The sequence below is a fragment of the Dactylosporangium sp. NPDC049742 genome (genome assembly GCF_040674675.1).
Classification (GTDB): Bacteria; Actinomycetota; Actinomycetes; order Mycobacteriales; family Micromonosporaceae; genus Dactylosporangium; species Dactylosporangium maewongense.
In genome coordinates, this window is sequence record NZ_JBFANF010000001.1 from 455,410 (window position 1) to 481,809 (window position 26,400).

Genomic DNA, 26,400 nt, shown 5'->3' on the forward strand with positions numbered 1-26,400 from the left:
TCTAGCCGCTCAATTGTTGGGTGCGGCCTTGCTGATGCCGCCGAGGACCGAGTCGGGGTCGATCTCCTCGGCCAGGTCCCCGATCGAGACGATACCCACGAGGCCCTGCGCGTCGTCGCAGACGAGCACCCGCCGCACGGCCTGGTCGCGCATGAGCAGCGCCGCCGTGTGGATGGAGTCCTCGGGGCGGACCGTGACGAGGTCGCGGGTGACGATCTCGCCGATCGTCGTGGCGGCGGGGTCGCAGCGCTCCGCGACGGCACGCACGACGATGTCGCGGTCGGTGACCACGCCGGTGAGGCCGGGGCCGTCGGCCACCACGACGTCGCCGATGTCCTGCTCACGCATGGTGCGAGCCGCCTCGGCGAGGGTCGTCTCACTCGGGAGATACACAACATTGGTGGTCATCACGTCGCGGACGGTCTGCATCGTCATGGTCGCCCTCCCGGCTGTTGATGCCCGTTTGTTACCCGAACCCAGAAGGGCTGAACCAGGTGTGGCGTGCGGCAAAGTCGCTTCCAACCCCCCTGGTGCCCTGAAAAGATGCGATGCAGGCATGCAGACCATGGGGAGGTTGTGCAGTGGCGGGGTGGACTAGCTACGTCGCGGTCGGTGACAGTTTCACCGAAGGCATGGACGATCCGAGACCGGACGGCAAGGGCTACCGCGGCTGGGCGGATCTGGTGGCGGGCTGTCTCGCCCAGGACCTGCCGGACTTCCGCTACGCCAACCTCGCGGTGCGGGGCCGCCTCTTCGACAACATCGTCGCCGAGCAGGTGCCGCTCGCCACGGCGATGAAGCCGGACCTGATCAGCTTCGCCGGCGGCGGCAACGACGCGCTGCGGCGCGGGTTCGAGGTGGACATCCTGGTCGCGCGGTTCGACAAGACGATCGAGCGGCTGCGGGCCACCGGCGCCGACGTGGTCCTCTTCCGCTTCGCGGACCTGACCGGCAGGATGCCGGGCGGCAAGATGCTCCGCCCGCGGGTCGACGCGCTCAACACCGCGATCGACGGCATCGGCGCGAAGCACGGCGCCCACGTGGTGAACATGTGGGACGACGCCGAGTTCGGCAACCCGCGGCTGTGGGGGATCGACCGGTTGCACCTCTCGCCCGCCGGGCACCGCCGGGTCGCCGGCCACGTGCTGACGGCGCTCGGCGTCGACTGCGACGCATCGTGGCTGGCCGCACCACCACCGCCGGAGGATCTGTCGTGGATGTCGCGCAAGGCGGCCGACGCGCGCTGGGCGACGCAGCACCTGGCCCCGTGGGTGAAGCGGCGGCTGACCGGAAAATCTTCCGGGGACATGGTGACCGCCAAACGGCCCGAGCTCGCGCCGCTAGATTGAACTCATGAAACTCGTCACCACCGACTGGCTGGCCGAGCGGCTCCACGACGACGGTCTCGTCGTCGTCGAGTCCGACGAGGATGTGCTGCTGTATGGCACCGGCCACATCCCAGGCGCCGTGAAGGTCGACTGGCACACCGAGCTCAACGACCAGGTCACCCGCGACTATCTCGACGCGGAAGGCTTCGCCGCGCTCTGCGAGGCCAAGGGCATCGGCCCCGACGACACCATCGTGTTCTACGGCGACAACTTCAACTGGTGGGCGACCTACGCGATGTGGGTGTTCTCCCTCTTCGGCCACCGCGAACTGCGGATCCTCGACGGCGGACGGTCCAAGTGGATCGCCGAGGGGCGGCCGCTCACCAAGGACGCGCCGGATCGCCCGAAAACCACCTACCCGGTGCCCACCAGGGACGACACGAAGATCCGTGCGTTCCGCGAGGACGTCATGGCGCACATCGCCGCCGACCGCCCGCTGGTCGACGTCCGCTCACCCGGCGAATACACCGGCGAGCTGCTGCACATGCCCGACTACCCGCAGGAGGGCGCGCTGCGCGGCGGGCACATCCCCGGCGCGGTCAGCAAGCCGTGGAAGCAGGCGACCCAGGAGGACGGCACCTTCAAGCCCGTCGACGAGCTGCGCCAGATCTACGTCGGCGAGCTCGGCCTCTCCCCGGACGACGACGTCATCGCCTACTGCCGCATCGGCGAGCGCTCGTCCCACACCTGGTTCGTGCTGACGCATCTGCTCGGCTTCCAGCACGTACGCAACTACGACGGCTCCTGGACCGAGTGGGGCAACCTGGTCCGCGTCCCGGTCGTTAAAGGCAACAGCCCGAAGTAGCGACAAACAGGACGGCGGCCCACTGCAGGGGGCCGCCGTTTTGTGTAGGCAGGCGAACGGCGGCCCGGTGTGGGGGCCGCCGTTCGGTTGGCAGAGTTTATTCGTTCTCGGCGGGCAGGCTGACCAGGTAGTCGACCACCTCGGAGAAACGGGCGCTGGCCATGGCGACGCACAGGTCGGCGGCGCCGTAGTACAGGCGGAGCTCGTCGCGGGCCTCGTCGTGGACGAGGCCGGTGGGGAAGACGACGTTGGGCACGTCGCCGACCCGTTCGTACTCGGCGTCGGGGCCCAGGACCCAGCTCGGAGTCCGCCGGATGATTTTCGTGGGGTCGTCCAGGTCGAGCATGACCAGGCCCACGCGGTACAGCGACGTCGCGACCATCTGCTTGACGCCGTGGTAGACGCAGAGCCAGCCGTGCGGGGTCTCGACCGGCGGCGGGCCCATGCCGATCCGGGTGGCGTCCCACCACGGTCCGGAGCGGGACTGCATGACCGGCTCGGGGGTCGTCCACGCCTGCAGGTCCACGGACTTCGACAGCCAGACGTCGGCCCGTGCGGACAGCACGGACACGGGCCGGTGGAACAGCACGTACTGGCCGTCGATCTTGCGGGGCAGCAACGAGGCGTTCTTGTCCTCGGGCGGCATGACGATGCCGAGCGGCTCGACCGACTCGAAGTCCTCGGTGCGGGCGAGCGCGACGCAGGGGCCGCTGGGTCCGTACGCGGTGTAGGCGATCACGTAGCCGCCGAGCCCATCGATGTACGTGACCCGGGGATCCTCGACGCCCCAGCAGCTGTGCTGGTCGGTCGGGTCGTCTGCGATCAGCGGCTTGGCGTCCACGACCCAGTCGGTGCGGCCGTCCTTGCTGCGGGCGACGGTCAGGTGCGAGATGCCTCGCCGGTCCTCGATCCTGCACAGCAGGACCGTGTCACCGTTGTGCAGGCAGGCGCCCGGGTTGAACACGCTGTTGATCGGATAGGGCCAATCCCCGGCCGTGAGCAGGGGATTGGTGGGTTCCCGGTGGAACAGCTCCGCGTCAAAGTGCATCAGGTTGGCCCTCCGTGGTGCGCAGGCGGGGCGGCTGGGCGGTCGCGCTGAAACCGGCCGAGGCCCGTCCGACGGCCCGGGTGCCCGTCGGCGCCTTGTTCGGAGTCGGCCGTGACGGGCCGGTGACCGGCAATGACGTCGGGACCGGCGTCGTGGCGACGACAGGGTGGGGCAGAGCGGCCAAACCGGCCTTGAGCAGGCTGAGTAGCGCTTGGTAATAGGCTAGCGTGGACTCGGCGCCCTGGTTCCCATTCGGCTCAGTAGCAGACAAACCATCGTGGCAGGCGCCCGTCGCGTCGACGTAGAGCCGCGCGCCGGCCCGGTTCCTGCCGAGGAACCAGGAGTAGCCCCAGCCCGCCAGCCGCGCCAGCGCCGGGTCCGCGGTGTACTGCCAGGCGTCGACCATCGCCTCGGTGATCGCGGCCGCGTCCAGTGCCTGCTCGTCGCCGTCGTCGGCGAGCCAGACCGCGGCCGACTCGCCCCGCCTGTGCCAGCGGTTGCCGACGCAGCGCAGGGTGCCGTCGGCGAGCCCGACGTGCTGGGCGTACCAGTCCAGCGCCGCGATCGCCCGCGCCGCGATCGCGTCGTCCTCCAGCAGCGCCGCGCCGAGCAGCATCGCCTGCGGCAGCCGGGCGTTGTCGTAGGTCAGCTCCGGCTCGAACCAGCGCCACGACGGGTCCACTGCCGACGTCGCGACCAGCGCCTCGTCGAGCCGGCGCAGCAGCGGCGCCGCCTGGTCGGTGCGGCCCGCCCGGGCCAGGCCGATCAGCGCGTACGCGGCGGTCCGCAGCCCGATGTCCGGCAGCTGGTGGGTGCGCGCGCCCAGCTCGTCGAGCAGCGCCGCCGCCGGCCGCCGGATGTCGTCGGGGACGGCCGGCGTGCCGACCAGGACGCCGAGCGCCCAGACGGCCCGGCCGACGTGGTCGCCCTGGTGCGGCCAGTCCTGCCACGTGCCGTGGTAGCTCAGCATGTTGTGCATCGCGCCCGACGGGTCGTAGGCGGCGGTCAGGAAGCGGATCGACTGACGCAGCCAGCGCGTCGCCTGGGCCGTCTGCTTCGTGTCGATGCCGATCGCGAGCAGGTCCGCCGCGACGATCGCGAGCCGGGCCACGTCGTCGACGCAGTAGCCGGACTCCAGCGAAGGGTTGGCGCCGTGCGAGAACTGGATGATGCCGATCTCGTCGGTGAGCCGGTCCAGGTGCGCGAGGTTGAGCAGCGGGGCGGCCGCGGTCGAGTGACCGGGGCGGGCCGTCGCGGCCTGCGTCTGGCGCAGCACGTCGGCGACCAGCTCCGCCTCCCGCGCGGCGACCGCCGGCCAGGGCAGCCACACGGCGCACGCCTCGGCCACCGACTTCGCGGCGGCGAGCGCGCGGCCGTCGGTGAGCAGGTCGATGATCTCCGCCGCGAGCGCCGCGTCGTCGCCGCACGGCACCACCCGCCCGGCGCCGCCGGCGAGCATGTCCTCCGCGTAGCTGTACGACGACGATACCGCGGGCAGGCCCGCGCCCAGCGCGAACGTGAGCGCACCCGAGCAGATCTGCTCCGGCGACCGGTACGGCGTCACGAACAGCGTGCTCGCGTGCAGGATGGCCGACAGCTCGTCCAGGCCCAAGAAGGCGTCGACGAAGTGCACGTGGCCGGCCAGGCCCAGCAGCTCCACGCGGGACCGCAGGCTGTCGCGGTAGGCCTCGCCGTCGCGCCGCTTGATCTCCGGATGCGTCGCGCCCGCCACGATGTACTGCGTGTCCGGGTGCTCCTTGACCACCGCGGCCAGCGAGTCGATCGCGATGTCGATGCCCTTGCCCTCGCTGAGCAGGCCGAACGTGGTGAGGGTCGGCTTCCCGGCGACCGTCTGCAGCAGCTCGCGCAGCTCGGGCCGCAGCGTCGCGGGGTCCGGTGGCTGGCGCATCGCCTCGGGCGCGCCGTGCGGGACCACGACCAGCTGGTGGCCGGCGGCCACGCCGGTGCGGATCGCGACCCGGCGCGCGGTCTCGGTGAAGACCGTGACCCTCGCCGCCCGGGCGCAGAGCGCGCGCAGCGTCGCCGCCTGCCCGGACGAGGGGCGCGACAGCACCGTGTGCAGTGTCAGCAGGTAAGGAATGCCGCACGCGTTGAGCGCGCGGGTCAGTTCGAGCAGGTGAGAGCCGTCGGTGCCGCCGAAGATCCCGTACTCGTGCTGGATCAGCACGACCTGGACGCCGGCCTCCCGCATGGCGCGGGCGGCGGCGGAGTAGTCCTCGATGCGGTCCTGATTGATGGTGACGACGACCTCGTCACCGTAGCTGTGCCCGTCACGGTCGATGGCCACGACGACTGTTTCCAGATCGTCGCTGGCGACACCAAGTGCCTCCCGCAGGTCCGCGGTGTACGTCGCGAGCCCGCAACGGCGAGGCAGATAGGTCGACACGATACCGAGGCGATAGGTCGCGGCAGGGTGTGACATGAGCACATTGTTACCCCCGGGCCTGCCAAAAAACCTTGATACGCCCGGATGGGACTCTGGGGTGAATGTGCTGCTCAGTCCATCTCCGTGGAAACCTGGTCCGGCGTGATCGTTCGGGTGAATTACCGTTCAGATGTCACGTAGAGTATTCAGGCCCACGTGGGTAGCGGTTCACGTGACTCGATCCATTCCGGCGGCACGCCGACCGTGTCACCGCGGGCGCCGACACCCGTGTGCGCCGCGATGACGCCGCCGGCGATCGCGCACATCGAATCGGTGTCGCCGCCCACCCGTACACACGCCGCCAATGCCTCCGGATAGTCGTCGAGATACCGCGCGGCCACCCACAGCGCGAACGGCACGGTGTCCTGCGCCAATGCGTGTGCGCCGTTACCGACCTCCGCGGCGACGTCCCCGGGATCGGACGTCTCCGCCATGCGGGCGGCGCGGCCGATGCCGTCCCGGACGTCGGACGGCGGCAATGCGTTGAGCACCATGCGCAGCAGCGACTCGCGCGGCGTGTGCCGGGCCGCGAGCGCCGCCGCGACGGCGACCGCGACGGCACCCGACACGCCTTCCGGATGCCGGTGGGTGACCTCCGCCGACAGTGCTGCCTGCCGCGCCGCGACGTCGGGGTCGCCGGAGAAGAACGCGCCCAGCGGCGCGACCCGCATCGCCGCCCCGTTGCCCGCGGAGCCGCGGCCGGCGAACAGCGCGCCCGCGGCGACCCGCCACGGGACACCCTCGTCGATGCTGGTCAGCAGCGACCGTGCGCCGCGGCCGTAGCCCCGGTCGCGGCTCCAGCGCTGCGCGAACGCGCCCGCCAGCCAGTCCTGGTCGACCCGGCCGTCCCGGCGGAGCCCTTCCAGCAGCGTGCAGGCCATCTCGGTGTCATCGGTCCAGCGCCACGGCGCCGGCGGCGGGACGAATCCGGCACCGGCGGGCAGCGGCGGGTGCATCTCGAACGGCGCGGCGAGCGCGTCGCCGACGGAGAGACCGGTCAGACTGTCGAGCGCGGCGCGGAGATCCACCCGCCGAAAATAGTCGATGCGGGCCGGGAACGGAGCCGGCGGATCGCGGCTCGTGGTGGGCATGAAGCGTCGTGAACTGCTCGGCCTGGGCGGGGCCGTCCTGATGGCGTCCTGCGGCTCCGGCTCGAAGCCGAAGAAGGTGGAGCCCGGTGAGCTGCTCGCCGTCTCCGTCGGGGACGGGATGACCGTCGTGGAGTCCGGCACCGGCCGGAGGGTTGTGACACCTGCGGCGACCCTCGCGACCGCCGACGGCAGGCGGCTCGTCAGCGCCGTCGCCGAGCCGGGCGCGTCGCGCGTCGTCACCCGGGACGCGCGCACCGGCGACGTCGTCGCGCAGACGACGGTGCGGGGCGCCGGCCGGCTGGCCGCGGTCGCACCCGACGCCGGGCTGGTCGCGCTCGTCGACGGCGATCCCGCGGGGCGGCTGGAGACGACGATCGTGGTCGCCGGGCCGGCGGGCGAGCGGCACCGGCTGAAGCTGCCGGGGTTCGTGCAGCCTGAGGCGTTCTCCTCCACCGGCACGAGCCTCTTCGTGCTGGACATGCTGCCCCCGGAGCATCCGGACAGCTACCGGGTGCGGGTCCTCGATCTCGCGGCGGGGCAGCTCACCGCGCTGAACCTGCCGAACGCGGAAGCGGGCGTGAAGGTCCTCGTGCCGGAGGGCGCGGAGGAGCAGATGCGCGGCGAAGGGCGGCAGGCGGTCTTCGACGCCCGGCGGCAGCGGCTCTTCACCCTGTACAGCCACCAGCCGGACCACGTGCACGTCCGCGACCTGCTGCACCCGGAGACGGGGGCGCGGGACGGCAGGCCGGACGTGCACGCGTTCGTGCACACGCTCAGCGTCGCCGACGGGTGGGCGGTCTGCGTCGATCTGCCGTCGTCGTTCGGCACGGGGCCGGTCGAGGGGCTGACGATCGCGCAGCGCGGCGACGAGGTGTGGGTCGCCGACGCGGGCAAGGGTGTTCTTGCGGTCATTTCCGCCGATGTACTGGCCGTCACGCAGGAGCTCCGGTTCACGCCGGCGGCGGGCCGGGCCCGGCTGGCGGTGTCCGGATCGGCGGCGTACCTCGCGGCCGGGCGGCAGGTGCAGGTGTTCGACACCGGTTCGAAGTCGCCGCGGGCGACCTGGGCCCTGCCGGGCGACGCGCGGGGCGTCGCGGTGTCGGACACGGGGCTGTACGTGGGGCAGGCGGAGGCCGTACACCGGCTGCATCCGGAAACCGGAGCACCGGTGGCGACCGTCGCAGTGCCGGGGCTCACCGCCGTGGAGCACGTGCTGGGGTGAGAACGGGGCGGAGAATGTCGGTGGGTCGCGGTAGCGTGCGCGCGTGGATCGGACGTTCCAGGTGGACCTGCGCGGGGTCGTGGACCTGCTCAGCCACCATCTCTATGCGAGCCCGCGGGTTTATGTGCGCGAGCTGCTCCAGAATGCCGTCGACGCGATCACCGCGCGGCGCGCGCTCGACCCTGCGGCGCCGGCACGGGTGCGCATCGACCCGCCCGACGTCACCGGCGACGGCACCCTGCGCGTGTCCGACACGGGGATCGGCCTGACCGAGGAGCAGGTCCACCAGTTCCTGGCCACGATCGGGCGCAGCTCCAAGCGCGACGACTTCGGCTTCGCCCGGCACGACTTCCTCGGCCAGTTCGGCATCGGCCTGCTCTCCTGCTTCCTCGTCGCCGACGAGATCCGGGTCCTGACCAGGGCGGAAGGCAGCCCGACGGTGCTGTGGCGCGGCTTCGCCGACGGCCGCTACAGCGTCGCGCCCGCCGGCGAGGACCGGCTGCACGTCGGCACGACGGTGACGCTGGTGCCCCGGCGCGACGCCGACCAGTGGCTGCTGCGGCGGACCGTGACCGAGCTCGCGACCCTCTATGGCTCGCTGCTGCCGGTGACCGTCGAGGTCGGCGACGTCCAGGTCACCGGCGACGGCCTGCCGTGGCGGGCGGGCGGCGACAACCGGCGGGAGCGGCTCGTCGCGCACTGCCGGGAGGTCTTCGGGTTCACCCCGTTCGACGTGGTGGACCTGACCGTGGCCGAGGCCGGGCTGACCGGGGTCGCGTTCGTGCTGCCCACCCCGGCCAACCCGGCGGCCCGCGCCGGCCACCGCGTCTACCTCAAGCGGATGCTGCTCGCCGAGGGCGCCGAGGGCGTCCTGCCCGAGTGGGCGTTCTTCGCGCGGTGCGTGTTCGACGCCGGCGAGCTGCGCCCGACCGCGAGCCGCGAGGCGCTGTACGAGGACCAGCTGCTCGAGTCGACCCGCGAGACGCTCGGCGACCAGCTGCGCGGCTGGCTGGTCCGGCTCGCCACCCGCGACCCGCGGCGGCTGGCGGAGTTCCTGGAGATCCACCACCTCGGCGTCAAGGCGCTGGCCGTCCACGACGACGAGATGCTGCGCCTGGTCGAGCGCTGGTGGCCGATGGAGACCAACACGGGCCGGATGACGCTCGCCGACTTCCGCGCCCAGCACGGCCTCGTGCGATACACGGTGCAGGTCGACGAGTTCCGCCAGATCGGCGCGGTCGCGGCGGCGCAGGGCATGCCGGTGGTCAACGCCGGCTACGTGTATGACGCGCAGCTCATCGAGCGGCTGCCGCTGATCGAGCCGGGCGCGCTGATCGAGCGGGTCGAGCCCAGCGACCTGACCACGCACTTCGACGCGCTGGAGCCGGGGCTGGAGCTGGCCCGGCGGCCGTTCGTGGCCCGCGCGCAGCGCGCCATGGACCGGCTCGGCTGCGAGGTGGTCCTGCGCGCGTTCGACCCGGCGGGCATGCCGGCCATGTATCTGGTGAACCGGTCGGCCGCGTTCGCCGCCGAGCTGCGGGCCACCCGGGAGCGGGTCGACGAGGTGTGGGCCGACGTGCTGGACGCCCTCGCCCGCACCGACGACGAGGACCGGCCCCAGCTGGTGCTGAACCATCGAAACCCGCTGGTCCGGCGGGTCAGCGAGCTCGCCGACGAGGACCTGGTGCGCCTCGCCGTCGAGGGCCTGTACGGTCAGGCGCTGCTGCTCGGACACCACCCGCTGCGGCCGGCGGACGCCGCGCTGCTCAACAGCTCATTCCTGGGCCTGCTCAACAAGGCGGTCGCGCATGAAGACTGAAGACGAGCTCTGGGCCCTCCTGCGCGAGGCCGACCACATGCCCTATGGCAGTGGCCAGATCGCGCTGGTCGAGCAGATCGTGCAGCACGCCGACGCCGGCGGCTTCGACGAGCTGCGCTTCGCGGCGCGGATGCAGGCCACGACGGCGTATGTGCACGGCGGGGAGACCGCGAAGTCGTTCGTGACGTTCTCGTGGTGCCGCGCGGAGTACGACGCGCACCCGGACCGCTTCGACCGGCACGCCGAGAGACTGCTGCTGTGGCAGTTCAAGTACATGGTGTCGGGCCTGCTGAAGTTCCCCGAGGTGCCGCTCGGCCGCACGCACGACGTGCTCGACGACATGGAGCGCCGCTTCCGCGCCGGCGGGCACAGCCTGCAGGCCGTCTACTCCTACCGGCACGCCGTGGCCGCGCACATCGGCGACCCGGCCGCCGACGAGTGGTATGAGCAGTGGTGCGCGACGCCTCGCGACGACAACTCCGACTGCGTCGGCTGCGACCCGACGTCGAAGGTGTATCACCTGGTGTCGGCCGGCGACGACGAGGCGGCGGTCGCACTCGCCCAGCCGGTGCTCGCCGGCCACCTCACCTGCGCCGAGCAGCCCCAGTCGATCCTGACGTCGCTGCTGGTGCCGTATCTGCGCACCGGCCGGCTCACGGAGGCCGCCGACGCGCACCGCCGCGCCTACCGCAGCCTGCGGGGCAACCTCGCCGACCTGCAGCGCATCGGCGAGCACGTGGTGTTCTGCGCGCGGACCGGCAACGAGACCCGCGGCCTGGAGATCGTCGAGCGGCACCTGACCTGGCTCGACAAGGCCCCGCACCCGCAGGCCGACATGTGGTTCTCCGCCGCCGCGGCGCTGCTGCTCGGCCGCCTCGACGCCACGGTCGTGATCACCGGGGTGCCGGCGGCGGAACGGGCGCCGGAGGGTGCCGAGGGGCTGCCGGCGCCGGTGCTCGCCGAGCGGCTCGCCGCGCGGGCGCGGGCCCTGGCGGCGCGCTTCGACGCCCGCAACGGCACATCCAACATCGGCCGGCTCATCGAGGCCCGGCTGCAGGCCGAGCCGCTCGTGGACCACCTGCCGCTCAGCGCCGTGGCCCGCACGCTGCGGACCGCCGCCGCGCCCGCCGCGACCAGCGCGCCGCGCCCGCTGCCGACCGACCCGGCGGAGCTGCTCGACCGGGCGGAGGAGCTGTTCGAGGAGTACCGCTTCACCGAGGCGCGGGCCGCGTGGCAGCGCTTCGACGAGCTCGTCGACGACCCGGCGCCCGCGCTGGCGGTCCGGCGGGTGGAGGGCCGCGGCCGGATCGCGAGCGTCGACCAGGAGCCGGAGGTGGCCGAGGCCGCGTTCCTGGAGGCCGCCGCCGGTCACCGGCGGCTCGGCGACGAGCGGTCCGCGCTGATCGCCGAGGCCCGCGCGCTGCTCGCCCCCGACGCCGAGGACCGGCAGGAGGAGGTCCTGGCCCGGCTGACCGAGGTCACCGAGCGGATCGTCGCGATCGGCGACGCCGACACCCGGGCCGAGGCGCGGCTGCGGCTCGAGTATCCGCTGCTGGCGCTCGACCGGCTCGACGACGCCCTCGCCGCGGTCGAGGCCGCGGTCGCCGAGGAGCCGGCCCGCCCGGCGCTGCGGGCCGAGCTGGCCGGGCGGCGCGCCCGGTGCCTGCTGGTGCTGGAGCGCTTCGAGGAGGCGGTGGCGGCCGCCGCCGACTGCCGCGAGCAGTATGGCCGGCTCGGCGACCCGCCGCCGGTGGCGCTCGCGGCGCTGATCCAGGGGCACGCGCTGGCCAACCTCGAGCAGTTCGACGCCGCGGTGGAGGCGTTCGACGCCGCGCTCGCCGCCGCGGTCGAGCGCGACCCGCGGCTGTCGGCGCTGGTCGGCCGGGGGCGGGCCAGGCTCGCCGGCGGCCATCCGGCCGAGGCCGTCGACGACCTCGTCGAGGCGATCGCCGACCACGTCGCGCACGGCGAGGACGGGCCCGCCGCGATCCTGCGTTTCGACCTGGCCAGCGCCTATGACCAGGCCGGGCAGCCGCTCGACGCGGCCGAGGCGGCGGAGAGCTCGATCGACGTGCTCGACCGGATCGGCGCCCAGGAGTATGCGGACCGCACCCGCTACCTGCTGTCGCGGATCTACCGGGAGCTCGACGAGCCCGACCAGGCGCTTGCGCTGCTGGAGACGCTCGCCGGCAACCTCGACGGGTTCGACAACCTGCAGTCCCGCGGCCGGATGCTGCAGGAGGCGGCCCAGCTGCTCTACCGGGCCGACCGCGACGCGCAGGCCGCCGAGCGGTTCGGTGCGGCCGCGGCCGCGTTCGGGGCCGCCGGGGTGGTCCAGGCCGAGCTGTACAACCGCCGGATGCGGGCCCTCGCGCTGCGCTGGGCCGGTAGCGTCGAGGAGTCGCTCGCCGCGCTCGCCGAGGCCGACGCGCTGGCCGCGTCGTTGAGCCAGACGGTCGGGCCGTCCGAGCCGTGGCTGGTCTGGCAGCGGGCGATGCTCGACTGCGACGCGGCGCGGGTGCTGCTCGGCGCCGGCCAGGGCGACGAGGCCCTGGCCCGGGTCCGCGGCGCCGCGGACGTGCTGCGCGGCATCGGCGCGCTCGGCGAGGCCCTCGAGGCCGACCTGCTGCACGCCGAGCTGCTGCTGCGCTCCGGCGATCCGGCACCGGCCGAGCCGCTGCTGCGCTCGGTGCTCGGTGCCGCGCCCGCGGGCTCGCAGGCGGGGCAGAACGCGGCCTGGATGCTGGCCGAGGCGCTCGAGGCGATGGATCGCTCGGAGGAGGCCGCCGAGATCCGTCAGCTCCACCTCGGGCAGTGACAAACTTAACGACCGTTCAGCAGTTGTCTTGACACAAGGTTAGGCTTTCCCCATGACGCTGGAGCAATCGTCCGTGCGCCCACCTGCACAGACCCGCGGTGCCGGGCCTGCCGGACAACGCCGCCGCTCACGGCGGGAGGAGATCCTCGAGATCGCCGTCGGGCTCTTCGCGACCCGCGGCTATCACGGCGTGTCGATGGACGACATCGGCGCGGCGGCCGGCGTGACCGGCCCGGCCCTCTACCACCACTTCGCCGGCAAGGAGGCGATGCTGGCGGCCGCGCTCATCCCGGTCAGCGAGCAGCTGCTCGACGGCGGGCAGAAGCGCATCGCCGACTCGTCCGACGACCCGGCCGCCGCGCTCGCCGCGCTGGTCGACTTCCATGTCGAGTTCGCCCTGGCCAACCCGGCGGTCATCGCGCTGCACCTGCACGAGCTCGACCGGCTGCCCGAGGAGCCCCGCCGGCAGATCCGGCGCCTGCAGCGGCTCTATGTCGAGGAGTGGGTCAGCACGCTCACCGCGCTGCGCGGCGAGCTCAACGCCGGCGAGGCCCGCGTCCTCGCCCACGCCGCCTTCGGTCTGATGAACTCCACGCCGTTCCTCGGCGGCGAGGTCGACCGGACCCGCCGCGCCGAGCTGCTGCGCGCCGCGACACTCTCCGCGCTGCAAGGGTGACCCTCCGAGGGTTATCCACAGGCCAGTCACGTGTTAACCCACAGAGTTATCCACAGGAGCCGGTCCGCATGCTGAGTTCGCTGCTCGTCGCCAACCGCGGAGAGATCGCTCGCCGGATCATCCGCACCGCGCGCAGGCTGCGGATCCACACCGTCGCCGTGCACTCCGAGGCCGACGCCGGGCTGCCCTTCGTCAGCGAGGCCGACGAGGCGGTGCTGATCGGGCCGGCCAACCCGGCCCAGTCGTACCGCAACACCGAAGCGATCCTGGCCGCGGCGAAGTCGACCGGCGTGGAGGCGATCCACCCCGGCTACGGCTTCCTGTCGGAGAACGCGGCCTTCGCCGCCACCGTCACCGAGCACGGCCTGATCTGGGTCGGTCCCGGGCCGGACGCGATCGCCGCGATGGGCGACAAGATCAACGCCAGGAACCTCATGGCCGCCGCCGGCGTGCCGGTCGCGCCGGGCAGCACCGACCCCGCCGCCACCGTCGAGGACGCCGTCGCCGCCGCGGCCTCGATCGGCTTCCCCGTGATGGTGAAGGCCGCCGCGGGTGGCGGTGGCATGGGCATGGCGGTCGCCGCCGACGAGGCCGCCCTGGTCGTGGAGTACGAGAAGGTCCGCGGCTTCGCCGAGCGGATGTTCGGCGACGGCTCGGTGCTCATCGAGCGCTACTTCCCCCGCGTCCGCCACGTCGAGGTGCAGATCCTCGGCCTCGCCGACGGCCGGGTCGTCGCCCTCGGCGAGCGCGAGTGCTCGGTGCAGCGGCGCAACCAGAAGCTCGTCGAGGAGACCCCGTCGCCGGCCCTCGACCCGCGGCAGCGCGCCGACCTGCTCGCCGCCGCCGTCCGGGCGGGCGAGGCGGTCGGCTACCGCAACGCCGGCACCGTCGAGTGCCTGTTCGACCCGACCTCCGGGCAGTTCTTCTTCCTGGAGATGAACACGCGCCTGCAGGTCGAGCACCCGGTCACCGAGGCCGTGTTCGGCATCGACCTGGTCGAGGAGCAGCTGCGGGTCGCGTCCGGCCTCGCGCCGACCTTCGACCCCGCGGCGCTGCGCGTCACCGGCCACGCCGTCGAGGTCCGGGTCAACGCCGAGGACCCGAAGCGCTTCCTGCCCGGCCCCGGCGCGATCACGACCTGGGTCGAGCCGACCGGCGACGGGGTGCGCGTCGACGCCGGGTACGGGCCGGGCAACGTCGTCACGCCCAACTACGACTCGCTGATGGCGAAGCTCGTCGTGCACGGCACCGACCGCGCCGACGCGCTGGCGAAGCTGCGGGCCGCGGTCGCCGGGTTCGAGGTCGTGGGCCCGAAGGTCAACCTGCCGTTCTTCGCCGAGCTGCTCGACAACGCCGAGTTCCTCTCCGGCGACTACGACACCGGCATCGTGAGCCGGATGCGCCCAGGAGGTGCGCGGTGAGCTTCATTTCCATCCGTGAGGTCGGGCCCCGCGACGGTCTGCAGAACGAGGACCCCGTTCCCGCCGCCGCCAAGGTACGGCTGCTCGACGCGCTCTCCGCGACCGGTGTCGGGCGGATCGAGGCGGTGTCGTTCGTCCACCCGAGGGCGATCCCGCAGATGGCCGACGCCGACGAGGTGTGGGCCGCCGCGGTCAAGAACCCCGCGGTGCACTACTCGGCGCTGGTGCCCAACTCGCGGGGCGCCGAGCGGGCGCTCAAGGCCGGCTTCGGCGAGATCGAGGTCGTCGTGTCGGCGTCCGAGACGCACAACCAGCGCAACGTGAACCGGTCGACGGGCGAGTCCCTCGACGACATCGCCGCGCTGATCGCGCTGCTGCACGGCGCCGGCGCCACCGCCGAGGTGATCATCTCCACCAGCTTCGGCTGCCCGTTCGAGGGCGACATCGACCCGGCGCGGGTGGCCGGCATCGTCGACCGGGTGGTCGCCGACGGCGCGGACCGGGTCGCGTTCGGCGACACGACCGGCATGGCCACCCCCCGCCGCGTGCAGGACGTCGTCGGCCTCGTCCGCGACCGCCACCCCGACCTGCCGCTGCTGCTGCACTTCCACAACACCCGCGGCGCCGCCCTCGCGAACATCCTCACCGCGATGCAGCTGGGGATCACCGAGTTCGACGCGAGCGTCGGCGGGCTCGGCGGCTGCCCGTACGCGCCGGGAGCCACCGGCAACGTCGCCACCGAGGAGGTCGTGCACCTGCTGCACGACATGGGCCACGACACCGGTATCGACCTCAAGGCGATGATCGAGGCGGCGGCGATGGCGCAGGAGATCGTCGGGCGGGAGCTGCCATCGGGCGTGCTCAAGGCCGGTCCGCGAATCCCTTTCTGACGCCCGCTGTCCCACTTGTGCCCGATTCGCCGGGATAGTGGCGTGTCCCCGGCCGGGACGATTCGTTGCTCAGTACGGAACTGTCAGATGTCGGGCGACCCGCCCGGCACCGAGCCCGTACTGAGAGGCAGCCATGGCCAGGTCGAGGAGCGAGCGCAACCCGCGCACGGCCCCCTGTGCCCGGTCTGCTGCCCGTTTCGCCGTCAAGGGTCTGGTCGTCGCCGGTTTCGCCGGCGTGGCCTGGCTGCTGTCGGCGTCGGCGGCGCACGCCTCGGAGTCGTCGGGCTCGGACGGTTTCGCGTCCGGGGCCTCCCTGATCGCGCCGGTGACCAACCTGGTCACCAGGGGCGGCGGGACGGGACTCGACCTGCTCGACCTCGGCGCCGGCGGCAGCCGTCACGGCGCTGACGGTCACGCCTCTTCCAGTGGCGGCACCCTCGGTCACATCGGGTCCACCGGTGTGCCCTCCAGGGTGTCCTCCGGCGCGCCTTCCGGGGTGTCGCCGCGCGAGTCGAGGGGTGACCTGCTCACCGGGACGGTGCTGACCGTCCTGCGACCGGTGACGGGCACGGTCCTGGCCACGACCGACGGGGTCACGGACAAGGCGGCCGGCAAAGCCGCCACTCCGGTGTCCACCAAGATGCCCCGCTTGACGACGGTGAACGCGTCGAGCGCCACGAACTCACGCACCAAGAGGCCGGCAAAAGCCGGCATCACGATCGCCCGCAAGACGCAGACGCAGGAGCCGGCCGTCCAGGCCGAGCCGGTCGGCGTCGGGTCACCCGGCGACGTCGTAGCCGCGGCGACCGGCACCTCCCGTGCCGGCGTCGACTCGACACGCGTCGTCGTCTCCCGTGCCATGGGTCAGCTCGACCGGCTCGACGCCGGCGACGCCACGCACGAGAAGCCGGTCGCGGACCGGACCGAAGCGCAGGGTACGCGCCACGTGCCGCTGCTGCCCCGCCCGGCGCCCGTTCCGGCGCCGGCGGCCGGCATCACCTCGGGGGTCCCGGGCACCGGCTCGGGCGTCAACCACGACGGTGGCGCCGCCGCCACGCTGCCCGCCGCTCCGGCCGGCACGAAGGTGGTCACCTTCAGGCTGGATGCGGTCGAAGACGCCGAGCTGCGGCTGCTCGCAGCCGAGGAGCCGACAGTCTCACCCGACTGAGGCCGGCCGGCCAGCCGACGCGAAGCGAAGCGGGCCGAGCCGGAGCCAGCCAGGGTCCCCTGGGCCAGCATCGACCCGCATCGACCACATCGCGGCATCTCGCAACACCGAACACGCACCATCCGGGCGCACGTCGACAGGGCGGAGCCGGGCAGAGCCTGCCCGCACGCAGGTTTCGCGGCTCCGATCCGCGCCCACGCCAGCAGCACTGAACAGAAACACCTACCGAAGGGTCTCACTTTCACCATGAAGACGTGGGTTCGTAAGTCGCTCAACGTGGGCGTGCTTTCCGCGGGCTTCCTGCTCATCTCGGGCGGGGCCGCGCACGCCGACTGGACGACTGGCTACAACGCCGGCCTGCTGAACGGCAATCAGTTCGACACCACCCTCCAGCTGCCGGTCAACGTCTGCGGCAACTCGATCGCGGTGCTCGGCTTCGCCGACGCGTCCTGCGGTGGCGGCGCCGCGGCGGTCGACACCGAGAGCGCCACCACCGAGGACTGGACGACCGGCTACAACGCGGGCGTCGCCAACGGCAACCAGCTCGACACCACCCTCCAGGTGCCGGTCAACGTCAGCGGCAACGCCGTCAGCGTGCTGGGCTTCTCGAGCGCGTCCAGCCAGGGCGGCGCGTACGCCGTCAAGGGCGGCATGGCCTCCGACAACGGCCGGGGTCACGGGCACGGCCACGGCCGGGGCCACGGGCACGGCGGCGGCAACGGTGGCGGCAACGGCGGCTACACCGGGAACAACAACGGTGGCTACGCCGCCGGTGCCGACGACTACACCGAGAGCACCGGCAACCGCACCGAGGACTGGACCTCGGGCTACAACGCGGGCGTGCTCAACGGCAACCAGTTCGACACCACGCTGCAGGTGCCGGTCAACCTGAGCGGCAACGCGATCAGCCTGTTCGGCTTCTCCAGCGCGCAGAGCGCCGGCGGTGCCTGGGCGGTCAAGGGTGAGAGCGCCTCCACCGAGAGCGCGACCACCGAGGACTGGACCACGGGCTTCAACGCGGGCCTGCTCAACGGCAACCAGTTCGACACCACGGTCCAGGCGCCGATCAACGTCTGCGGCAACGCGATCGCGGTGCTCGGCTTCTCCAGCGCCTCCTGCGGCGGCGGCGCGGTCGCCGTCGACGGCTGGGGCGGCGGCAACGGTCACGGGCACGGCCACGGTCACGGCGGCGACAACGGCGACTGGGACGACAACGGCAACGGTGGCGGCAACGGTGGCTACGGTGACGACGACGCCGACAACGACGGTGGCTACGGCAACGGCAACGGCAACCCCGGCGCGTACGGCAACGCCGCGGGCAACGCCAGCAACATGAGCTCGCACGGCGCCTCCGCGTCGCACGGCAAGGCGAAGACCAAGAAGGTCACCAGCGAGCACAGCCGTGGCAACGGCGCCGGCACCGGCACCGCGAACGACGGCGGCTACGGCAACGGTGGCGGCAACGGCAACAACAACGGCGGTTACGGCAACGGCCAGAACAACGGCGGTTACGGCAACGGCAACGGCAACGGCAACGGTGGCTACGGCAACGGCGCCGGCAACGGCGACGACGACCGTGGCCACGGTCGGGGCCACGGCCACGGGCGTGGCAACGGCGGCGGCTGGAGCAACGGCGGCGGCGCGACCGCCGTCAAGAACTCGTGCAGCGACTGGACCACGGGCTACAACGCCGGTCTGCTGAACGGCAACCAGTTCGACACCACGCTGCAGGTGCCGGTCAACATCAGCGGCAACGCGATCAGCCTGTTCGGCTTCTCGCAGGCGTCCAGCCAGGGCGGCGCGGTCGCGTACTCCTGCTGACACCGGTACTGGGGTCCCTCTGATCCGCAGGGGGACCCGGGGCCCCGCCGGGTGCACACCGACCCGTGCCCGACGAGCCATTGGTACTTGACCTCCGCTTCGGCTAACCTGAACGATCGTTAGGCATAACGATCGTTCAGGTTGCTGACGCGGAGGTCGCGCCATGTTGGAGGAGCTTCGGAAGCGTGTCGAGGCCGGCGGTGCCGAGAAGTACCACGCGGCCAACGCAGCCCGGGGCAAGCTCTTCGCCCGTGAGCGGATTGCCCTGCTCGTCGACGAAGAATCCTTCGTCGAGGACGGGATGTTCGCCAACGTGCTGGCCGACGGCCTGCCGGCTGACGGCGTCATCACCGGCACCGCGACCGTCGACGGCCGCCCCGTCTGCCTGATGGCCAACGACTCCACGGTCAAGGCCGGCTCCTGGGGCGCCCGCACCGTCGAGAAGATCATCCGGATCATCGAGAAGGCCTACGACACCGGCGTCCCCATGGTGTACCTGGTGGACTCCGCCGGCGCCCGCATCACCGACCAGGTCGAGCTCTTCCCCGGCCGGCGGGGCGCCGGGCGCATCTTCCACACGCAGGTCCGCGCCAGCGGCAGCATCCCGCAGGCCTGCGCCCTGTTCGGCCCGTCGGCCGCCGGCGGCGCCTACATCCCCGCCTTCTGCGACGTCGTCGCGATGGTCGAGGGCAACGCGTCGATGTACCTGGGATCCGACCGGATGGTCGAGATGGTCACCGGCGAGAAGACCACCCTCGAGGCGATGGGCGGCGCGCGGGTGCACTGCGCGGAGTCCGGCGTTGGGCACTTCCTGTGCAAGACCGAGGCCGAGGCGATCGAGACGGTCCGGCGCTACCTGTCCTACCTGCCGTCCAACTGGACGCAGCCCGCGCCGGTCGCCGCGGCGGCCGCCGCCACCGGCCTGCCCGAGATCCCCGCCAGCGAGCGGCAGGCCTTCGACATGCGCAAGTTCGTGCGCGGTCTCGTCGACGAGGGCTCGTTCTTCGAGATCCAGGCGCTGTGGGCGCGGGAGCTCACCGTCGGCTTCGCCCGCATCGACGGCCGGCCCGTCGGCGTCGTCGCCAACAACTCGATGTTCAAGGGCGGCGTGCTCTTCGTCGACTCCGCCGACAAGGCGACCCGGTTCGTGCAGCTCTGCGACGCGTTCAACGTGCCACTGCTCTTCCTCGCCGACGTGCCCGGCTTCATGGTCGGCTCGGCCGTGGAGAAGCAGGGCATCATCCGGCACGGCGCCAAGATGATCACCGCGATCTCTGAGGCGACGGTGCCCAAGCTCTGCGTCGTGGTCCGCAAGGCGTATGGCGCCGGCCTCTACGCCATGGCCGGCCCGGGGTTCGAGCCCGACGCCACCATCGCGCTGCCTACCGCCAAGATCGCCGTCATGGGGGCGGAGGCCGCCGTCAACGCGGTCTATGCCAACAAGATCGCCGCGCTGCCCGACGACGAGGCGCGCGCCGCGTTCGTCGCCTCGGCCCGGGCCGAGTATGAGCGCGACATCGACATCATGCGCCTGGCCAGCGAGCTGGTCGTCGACACGGTCGTCGAGCCGGGCGCGCTGCGCGCCGAGGTGGCCCGCCGGTTCGCCGCCGCCACCGGGAAAGACCGTCAATTCTCGCGCCGCCGTCACGGCGTCACGCCCGTCTGAGAGGTACCCGTCATGGTCGACTTCACCCTCGGCGAGGAGCTCGAGGCCCTCCGTCAGAGCGTTCGCGAGTTCGCCAACGACGTCGTGGCACCGGTCATCGGCGACTACTACGAGCGGCACGCGTTCCCGTACGACATCGTGCGCCAGATGGGCAAGATGGGCCTCTTCGGCCTGCCCTTCCCGGAGCAGCACGGCGGCATGGGCGGCGACTACTTCGCCCTCTGCGTCGCCCTGGAGGAGCTGGCGCGCGTCGACTCCTCCGTCGCGGTCACCCTGGAGGCCGGCATCTCCCTCGGTGCCATGCCGATCTACCGCTTCGGCACCGACGAGCAGCGGGCCCAGTGGCTGCCGAGGCTCGTTACCGGCGAGGCCCTGGCCGCCTTCGGCCTCACCGAGCCGGGTGCCGGCTCCGACGCGGGCGGCACCCAGACCCGCGCGGTGCTGGACGAGGCCACCGGCGAATGGGTGATCAACGGCTCGAAGGCCTTCATCACCAACTCCGGCACCGACATCACCGCCCTGGTCACCGTCACGGCCGTCACCGGGGTCAACCCGGACGGCTCGAAGGAGCTCTCCTCGATCATCGTGCCGAGCGGCACGCCCGGCTTCACGGTCCAGCCCGGCTACTCCAAGGTCGGCTGGTGCGCCTCCGACACGCACGAGCTGAGCTTCTCCGACTGCCGGGTGCCGGCCGCCAACCTGCTCGGGCAGCGTGGCCGCGGGTATGCGCAGTTCCTGCAGATCCTCGACGAGGGGCGGGTCGCGTTCGCGGCGCTCGGCGTCGGGCTCGCCCAGGGCTGCGTCGACGAGTCGGTGGCCTACGCCAAGCAGCGCCGGGCGTTCGGTAAGGCGATCGGTGAGTACCAGGCGATCCAGTTCAAGCTCGCCGACATGGAGGCCCGCGCGCACACCGCCCGGCTGGCCTACTACGACGCGGCGTCCCGGCTGGTGAACGGCCGGGAGTTCAAGCGCCAGGCCGCCATCGCCAAGCTGCAGGCCAGCGACGCCGCGGTCACCAACGCCCGCGAGGCGACCCAGGTGCACGGCGGCTACGGCTTCATGAACGAGACGCCCGTGGCCCGCATGTGGCGCGACGCGAAGATCCTGGAGATCGGTGAGGGCACGTCCGAGGTACAGCGGATGATCATCTCGCGGTCGTTGGGTCTCTAACAAGACGGAGGATTTCGCCGCGCTCCACCGCCGTGCTTGCATACTGCGATGTTCGCGAAACTGGGCACGCTCATGGACCGCTACCGGTGGCCTGTCATCGGGGTGTGGCTGGCAGTGACCGTGGCCGGTGCCGTCTTCGGTGGCGCGCTGTTCGACCGGCTCGCCACCACGACCACCAACCGGGCAGACAGCGAGTCGGCGATCGCGCAGCAGCGCATCGACGAGCTGGCGCCCGAAGGGTCGATGGTCATCGCCGTCATCGAGGGCAAGGACGTCTACGACCCGGGGCTCAACGCGAGCGTCACCAAGGCCAGCCAGGAGATCAAGGCCATGGCCGGGGTGAAGGAGGTCAACGACCTCTACAACGGCCCCGGCGGGCAGATCGGCGCCGACAACATGAGCTCGACGGTGCGGGTCGAGCTCGACCCGAAGCTCGGTGAGGCCGCCCGCGAGCAGCTCGAGGACAAGGTCAGGGCGCGCCTGAAGCTGATCGAGGCGCCGAAGGTGACGGTCGGCGGGACGAAGATCGCGGAGCGGGCGTTCGGCGAGCAGTCCGTGCGGGACCTCGCGATCGGGGAGAGCATCGCGCTGGTCACGCTGCTCGTCGTGCTGGTGCTGATCTTCGGCGGGGTGGTCGCCGCGGGGCTGCCGCTCGCGGTCGCGGTCGTCGGGGTCACGGGGTCGCTGCTGCTGCTCTTGGTGCTCAGCTTCGCGACCAGGGTGAGCGAATACTCCCTGAACGTCGTGACGCTGCTCGGGATCGGGCTCGCCGTCGACTACTCGCTGCTCATCGTCGCCCGGTTCCGGGAGGAGCGGCTCACGCACGAGCCGGCCGAGGCGCTCGTCGAGGCGGTCGCGCGGTCCGGCCGGGCGGTCGCGATCTCCGGCGTCGCGGTCGCGGCGACCCTCGCGGGGCTGACCGTGTTCGCCGAGCCGCTGCTCGCCGCGGTCGCGCTCGGCGGGGCCGCCGTCGTCGTGCTGGCGACGGTCGCGGCGCTGACGCTGGTGCCGGCGCTGCTCTCGCTCGCGAAGGACAGGATCCCGGCGGCCGGCGAGGGCCGGTTCAGCTTCAGGACCGACCTGCTCGCGAAGCTGGCCACCAAGGCGCAGCAGTCGCCGTCGGCGGTCGCGCTCGGCGTGACGGTGGGCCTGCTGGTGCTGGCGGCGCCGCTGCTCGGGGCGAACTTCGCCAACTCCGACGCGCGGGCACTGCCGCACAGCAACGAGGCGCGGCAGGCGTACGACGCGCTGCAGAAGAAGTTCAACGACGAGCACCCGGAAGACGTGGTCGTGCTGCTGGAGGCCGGCCCCGAGCGCGCCGACGTCCGCCTGTTCATGAACCAGGTCAGCAAGGACCTCACCGGCCAGGTGTTCCGCCAGGAGGTGCGCCCCGACGTGCCCAAGGGCTGGACGGTCCTCGACCTGACCCCGAAGGGCGAGGTCGGCGGGCAGGAAGGCCTCGACCTGGTGCGCAAGGTGCGGGCCATGCCCACGCCGTTCCCGAAGTGGGTCACCGGCCCGAGCGCCGAGGTCGTCGACTACCAGGACTCCCTCGTGCGCCGGCTGCCGATCGCGGCGCTCATCGTGCTGATCGTGACCGTCGCGGTGCTGTTCATGCTCACCGGCTCGGTCGTCATCCCGCTCAAGGCCGTCCTGATGAACCTGCTGACCCTGATCGCCACGCTCGGCGTCCTGGTCGTGGTGTTCCAGTGGGGCTGGGGGCAGATCCCGCTCTTCTTCGACTCCTGGGGCGGCATCGACCTGACGACGCCGGTGCTGCTGTTCGTGTTCATCTTCGGCCTGTCGATGGACTACGAGGTCTTCCTCCTGGCGCGGATCAAGGAGGAGTACGACCAGCGCCCCGACACCAACCGGGCGGTCCTGCGCGGCATCACGAAGTCCGGCCCGGTCGTGACGGCGGCCGCGATCTGCATCGTCATCGTGTTCCTCGGCTTCGCCGTCGGCGGGCTGGTCGCGGTGAAGGAGATCGGCGTCGGCATGACGGTCGCCGTGGTCATCGACGTCACGGTGGTGCGCGGGCTGCTGCTGCCGGCGCTCATGACGATGCTCGACAGCTGGAACTGGTGGGCGCCGAGCTTCCTCAAGCAGCTGGGCAGGCGCAAGCCGGCGACGGCCGGGAAGCCGGTCGCGGAGGATCAGACCGTCGAGGTGCCAGCGCTTGGCAACAACCGAGCCAACGGCAGGTAACGCATCGATAACCGTCGTAGTTCCGACGCCTGGCTACTTCCAGACGGCTCCGATTAGTACTGTTCCACAACATGTCTCCAGTTGCGGATCATGATCCGCGGGGCGCCGGGGCAGGGTTCGCCGCCGCGTTGCGGACCCGCCGCCTGGCCCGGGGACTGACCCAGGAGGAGCTGGCCGCACGGGCCGGCCTCGGCGTGCGCACCCTGCGTGAGCTGGAGCGGGGCCGGGTCGTGCGGCCGCAGCGGGGCACCCTCGCGCTGCTCGCCGACGCCCTCGACCTCGTCGGCACCGACCGCGAGGACTTCCTCACCGGCACCGTCACCGCCGCCCCGGCGACCCTGCCGCTGCCGACCGCGCCGGCGCTGATCGGCCGCGACGCCGACGTCGCCGAGCTGCTCGACCTGCTGGCGCACGCCGACCTGGTCGCGCTCGTCGGGCTCGCGGGCGTCGGCAAGACCGGCCTCGCCCACGCCGTCGCGCACGCGACCAGCGGCACCGCGGTCTCCGTGACGATCACCGACGTGTCCCAGCCGACCGACGTGTTCGCCGCGGTCGCCGCCGTCTTCGGGGTCGCCCGCGCCGAGGAGCTGCCAGACCGGCCGGCCCTGCTGGTCCTCGACGGGATCGACCGCTCGCACCGCAGCGCGGTCAAGGCGATCGGCTGGCTGCGGGCCCGGGTGCCGTCGGTGAAGATCCTCGCGACCAGCCGGCGCCCGCTCGCGGGTGCGGTCCCCGGCGCCGTCGACTGGCAGGTCGGGCCGCTGGAGCTGCCGCCGTCCGCGCCGGGCTCCGCGGCCGACGCGCGTCGCGTGCCGGCGGTCGCGCTGTTCCTCGACCGGCTCCGGCAGGTGCGGCGCGAGCCGGTGCCCGACGCGGAGATCCCGGCGGTCGCCGAGCTGGTCCGGCGCCTCGACGGGCTGCCGCTCGCGATCGAGCTCGCCGCCGCCCGCGGGCGGGTCCTCGAGCTGCCGGAGCTGCTGTCCCGCTACGGCAACCGCGTCCTCGACCTCGCCGCCACCGACCCCGCCGGGCAGCGGCTCCGCGACGCCGTCGCCGCGAGCTACCACCTGCTGGACGAGCCGGAGCAGGCCGCGCTCCGCCGGCTGGCGATGTTTCGGGGACGGTGGTCACTGGAGCTGGCCGAGGCGCTGCTCGGGTTCAACGCCGAGGCGGTGCTCGACCGGCTCGTCGGCCTCGGCCTCGTCAGCGTCCGCGGCCCCGGCGACCTGCGCTTCCGCCTCCTCGACGTGGTCCGCGACTTCGCCACCGAGCGCTGCGTCGAGCACCTCGAGCTGCGCGGCCTGCGCATCCGGCACGCCGAGGTCATCACCCGGCTCGCCGTCCGGCTGGCGACCGACCTCGTCGGGCCGGCCAGCGGCGCCGCCGTGTCGCGCCTGGACTACCTCAACAGCGACATCCGGACGGCGCTGCGGTACGCCGCCGTCCGCGAACCCGTGATCGCGCTGCGCCTCGCCGGGGCGATCCCGCGCTGGTGCCGGCTGCGGGGCCGGGACGTCGAGGCGCACAACCTGCTGCGGCGGCTGCTCGACGACCCGCGCACCGCCGGCTGCGACCCGCTGATCCGGGCGACCGCGCAGGTCGCGGCGGGAATGCTCGCGATGGCGCACGGGCGGGGGTTCGCCGAGCTCTGGCCGACCGAGGCGGCGCTCGAGGTGCTCGTCGCGCACGGGGACGCGGCGGGGGAGCTCGCCGCCCGCGGGGTCCTCTCCGGGGTCTGGCAGGCGGTCGGCGGCGCCGACGAGTCCCGCCGGCACGCCGAGGCGATGCTCGGGCTGGCGATCCGGACCGGCCGGATCCGCGAGATCGCCGTCTCGCAGAACAACCTGGCGTGGCACGACATCCGCACCGGCGACCTGGCCACCGCGGCCCGCCGGCTGGCCGGCGCCGGGCGGCGCGCCGCCGAGGCCGGTGACGCCCGCGTCCAGGCCCTCACCCAGGCCAACCTGGCGGAGGTCGCCCGCCTGGACCGCCGCTTCGACGAGGCCGTCGACCTGGCCCGCCGGGCGGCGTTCGCATCCGCGGAGGTCGGCGACCCCACCCACCATGTCCGGGCGCTCGGCACGCTCGGGCAGGCACTCGCCGAGTCGGGGCGCCCGCAGGAGGCGGCCGACGTCCTCGTCGAGCTGGCCGAGCTGCCCGGGAGCGCCGGGTTCACGGCGATGATCGGCGGCTATCTCGCACTGGCGCGGGGAGACCGGCCGGCGGCGGCGGTCGCGTTCGAATCCGCGGCCAACCTGCTCGCCGGTCGCGATGACATCCGCGATGTACTGGAGGCGCTCGCCGCACTGGCCGCCTGCGCCGCGCCGGACGACCGGGAGCGGGTGCTGGGCGAGTTGGCCGGGATCCGTGCACGGGGCGGGCTGGCGCTGCTGCCGCGGGAGCACGCGCTGCTGGAGTCGCCCGAGCGATAGGGCACGGACGAAGACCCCCCGGGCGCGTGTTGCCGTCCCACCTGCTTCGTCCGTGCCGGTCCCCCGGGGGTGTTGCTCCCCGGGGCGGACACTAACGAAGTCGATGGCCCGGAATGTGGCTTTGCGGGGGTTTCACGACCTCGGGCCGGTGGAAGCTGCCGGTGATCCTGCCGGTCGCTTTCTTTCGTTCACGCGGCGCGGTGTCCGCCTTGCCCGCGCGGTGTCCGCCTTGCCCGCGCGGTGTCCGCCTTGCCCGCGCGGTGTCCGCCTTGCCCGCGCGGTGTCCGCCTTGCCCGCGCGGTGTCCGCCTA

18 protein-coding genes are annotated in these 26,400 nt (G+C 72.5%); 14 read left to right on the top strand and 4 right to left on the bottom strand.

What is annotated here, in order from left to right:
- Positions 1-9 precede the first annotated feature (9 nt).
- Positions 10-435, bottom strand: coding sequence for a CBS domain-containing protein (locus AB0J72_RS02080; protein WP_344508461.1), 426 nt, complete (start codon positions 433-435; stop codon positions 10-12).
- Positions 436-548: 113 nt separating this feature from the next.
- On the opposite strand from AB0J72_RS02080, the gene AB0J72_RS02085 reads away from it, so the two are divergent.
- Together AB0J72_RS02085 and AB0J72_RS02090 are read left to right on the top strand one after the other, a co-directional pair.
- Positions 549-1,349 (top strand): SGNH/GDSL hydrolase family protein, encoded by an 801-nt coding sequence (locus AB0J72_RS02085; RefSeq protein ID WP_363393454.1) that lies wholly within the window; start codon positions 549-551, stop codon positions 1,347-1,349.
- A 4-nt stretch (positions 1,350-1,353) separates the two neighbouring features.
- Positions 1,354-2,193 (top strand): sulfurtransferase, encoded by an 840-nt coding sequence (locus tag AB0J72_RS02090; RefSeq protein ID WP_363393456.1) that lies wholly within the window; start codon positions 1,354-1,356, stop codon positions 2,191-2,193.
- Positions 2,194-2,290: 97 nt separating this feature from the next.
- On the opposite strand, the gene AB0J72_RS02095 is transcribed toward AB0J72_RS02090, so the two are convergent.
- From AB0J72_RS02095 to AB0J72_RS02105, 3 genes are all read right to left on the bottom strand, one after another.
- Complete coding sequence (locus AB0J72_RS02095) at positions 2,291-3,241, bottom strand: hypothetical protein (RefSeq protein ID WP_363393458.1); 951 nt, start codon at positions 3,239-3,241, stop codon at positions 2,291-2,293.
- Positions 3,231-5,648, bottom strand: coding sequence for a glycosyltransferase (locus tag AB0J72_RS02100; RefSeq protein WP_363393460.1), 2,418 nt, complete (start codon positions 5,646-5,648; stop codon positions 3,231-3,233). Before AB0J72_RS02100 ends, AB0J72_RS02095 begins: the two co-directional genes overlap by 11 nt.
- A gap of 185 nt (positions 5,649-5,833) precedes the next feature.
- Positions 5,834-6,715 carry an ADP-ribosylglycohydrolase family protein gene (locus AB0J72_RS02105; RefSeq protein WP_363393462.1) on the bottom strand — a complete coding sequence of 294 codons (882 nt, stop codon included), beginning with the start codon at positions 6,713-6,715 and terminating at the stop codon, positions 5,834-5,836.
- Positions 6,716-6,776: 61 nt separating this feature from the next.
- Here AB0J72_RS02105 and AB0J72_RS02110 point away from each other — a divergent pair, with 61 nt between their 5' ends.
- The 12 genes from AB0J72_RS02110 to AB0J72_RS02165 all read left to right on the top strand — a co-directional run bounded on the left by AB0J72_RS02110 (position 6,777) and on the right by AB0J72_RS02165 (position 26,089).
- A complete protein-coding gene (locus AB0J72_RS02110; protein WP_363393464.1) occupies positions 6,777-8,000 on the top strand; it encodes a hypothetical protein in 1,224 nt (407 codons plus the stop codon).
- A 43-nt stretch (positions 8,001-8,043) separates the two neighbouring features.
- A complete protein-coding gene (locus AB0J72_RS02115; RefSeq protein ID WP_363393466.1) occupies positions 8,044-9,819 on the top strand; it encodes an HSP90 family protein in 1,776 nt (591 codons plus the stop codon).
- On the top strand, positions 9,809-12,637 hold the full coding sequence (locus AB0J72_RS02120; RefSeq protein ID WP_363393468.1) for a tetratricopeptide repeat protein: 2,829 nt from the start codon (positions 9,809-9,811) through the stop codon (positions 12,635-12,637). Before AB0J72_RS02115 ends, AB0J72_RS02120 begins: the two co-directional genes overlap by 11 nt.
- A 52-nt stretch (positions 12,638-12,689) precedes the next feature.
- Entirely contained in the window at positions 12,690-13,313 is a 624-nt protein-coding gene (locus AB0J72_RS02125) for a TetR/AcrR family transcriptional regulator (protein WP_360568721.1), read from the top strand.
- 68 nt (positions 13,314-13,381) lie between these two features.
- On the top strand, positions 13,382-14,734 hold the full coding sequence (locus tag AB0J72_RS02130) for a biotin carboxylase N-terminal domain-containing protein (RefSeq protein ID WP_363393470.1): 1,353 nt from the start codon (positions 13,382-13,384) through the stop codon (positions 14,732-14,734).
- Positions 14,731-15,624 carry a hydroxymethylglutaryl-CoA lyase gene (locus AB0J72_RS02135; protein ID WP_344508440.1) on the top strand — a complete coding sequence of 298 codons (894 nt, stop codon included), beginning with the start codon at positions 14,731-14,733 and terminating at the stop codon, positions 15,622-15,624. The genes AB0J72_RS02130 and AB0J72_RS02135 overlap by 4 nt, the downstream gene beginning before the upstream one ends.
- Positions 15,625-15,757: 133 nt before the next feature.
- The gene (locus tag AB0J72_RS02140; RefSeq protein WP_363393472.1) at positions 15,758-16,792 is read left to right on the top strand and encodes a hypothetical protein; all 1,035 of its coding nucleotides are present in this window, start codon (positions 15,758-15,760) and stop codon (positions 16,790-16,792) included.
- 246 nt (positions 16,793-17,038) lie between these two features.
- Complete coding sequence (locus tag AB0J72_RS02145) at positions 17,039-18,613, top strand: chaplin family protein (protein WP_363393474.1); 1,575 nt, start codon at positions 17,039-17,041, stop codon at positions 18,611-18,613.
- Between the two features lie 163 nt (positions 18,614-18,776).
- Entirely contained in the window at positions 18,777-20,279 is a 1,503-nt protein-coding gene (locus AB0J72_RS02150; RefSeq protein ID WP_363393476.1) for an acyl-CoA carboxylase subunit beta, read from the top strand.
- Positions 20,280-20,291: 12 nt separating this feature from the next.
- On the top strand, positions 20,292-21,449 hold the full coding sequence (locus AB0J72_RS02155) for an acyl-CoA dehydrogenase family protein (RefSeq protein WP_344508433.1): 1,158 nt from the start codon (positions 20,292-20,294) through the stop codon (positions 21,447-21,449).
- 48 nt (positions 21,450-21,497) lie between these two features.
- A complete protein-coding gene (locus AB0J72_RS02160; RefSeq protein ID WP_363393479.1) occupies positions 21,498-23,657 on the top strand; it encodes an MMPL family transporter in 2,160 nt (719 codons plus the stop codon).
- Between the two features lie 71 nt (positions 23,658-23,728).
- Positions 23,729-26,089, top strand: coding sequence for a helix-turn-helix domain-containing protein (locus AB0J72_RS02165; protein WP_363393481.1), 2,361 nt, complete (start codon positions 23,729-23,731; stop codon positions 26,087-26,089).
- The last annotated feature ends 311 nt before the right edge of the window (positions 26,090-26,400 follow it).

Excerpts from the sequence above, each read along its gene's own strand:
- AB0J72_RS02080 (WP_344508461.1), bottom strand. The coding sequence starts at position 435 with ATGACGATGCAGACCGTCCGCGACGTGATGACCACCAATGTTGTGTAT.
- AB0J72_RS02085 (WP_363393454.1), top strand. The coding sequence starts at position 549 with ATGCAGGCATGCAGACCATGGGGAGGTTGTGCAGTGGCGGGGTGGACT.
- AB0J72_RS02090 (WP_363393456.1), top strand. The coding sequence starts at position 1,354 with ATGAAACTCGTCACCACCGACTGGCTGGCCGAGCGGCTCCACGACGAC.
- AB0J72_RS02095 (WP_363393458.1), bottom strand. The coding sequence starts at position 3,241 with ATGCACTTTGACGCGGAGCTGTTCCACCGGGAACCCACCAATCCCCTG.
- AB0J72_RS02110 (WP_363393464.1), top strand. The coding sequence starts at position 6,777 with ATGAAGCGTCGTGAACTGCTCGGCCTGGGCGGGGCCGTCCTGATGGCG.
- AB0J72_RS02120 (WP_363393468.1), top strand. The coding sequence starts at position 9,809 with ATGAAGACTGAAGACGAGCTCTGGGCCCTCCTGCGCGAGGCCGACCAC.
- AB0J72_RS02125 (WP_360568721.1), top strand. The coding sequence starts at position 12,690 with ATGACGCTGGAGCAATCGTCCGTGCGCCCACCTGCACAGACCCGCGGT.
- AB0J72_RS02130 (WP_363393470.1), top strand. The coding sequence starts at position 13,382 with ATGCTGAGTTCGCTGCTCGTCGCCAACCGCGGAGAGATCGCTCGCCGG.
- AB0J72_RS02140 (WP_363393472.1), top strand. The coding sequence starts at position 15,758 with ATGGCCAGGTCGAGGAGCGAGCGCAACCCGCGCACGGCCCCCTGTGCC.
- AB0J72_RS02145 (WP_363393474.1), top strand. The coding sequence starts at position 17,039 with ATGAAGACGTGGGTTCGTAAGTCGCTCAACGTGGGCGTGCTTTCCGCG.
- AB0J72_RS02150 (WP_363393476.1), top strand. The coding sequence starts at position 18,777 with ATGTTGGAGGAGCTTCGGAAGCGTGTCGAGGCCGGCGGTGCCGAGAAG.
- AB0J72_RS02155 (WP_344508433.1), top strand. The coding sequence starts at position 20,292 with ATGGTCGACTTCACCCTCGGCGAGGAGCTCGAGGCCCTCCGTCAGAGC.
- AB0J72_RS02160 (WP_363393479.1), top strand. The coding sequence starts at position 21,498 with ATGTTCGCGAAACTGGGCACGCTCATGGACCGCTACCGGTGGCCTGTC.
- AB0J72_RS02165 (WP_363393481.1), top strand. The coding sequence starts at position 23,729 with ATGTCTCCAGTTGCGGATCATGATCCGCGGGGCGCCGGGGCAGGGTTC.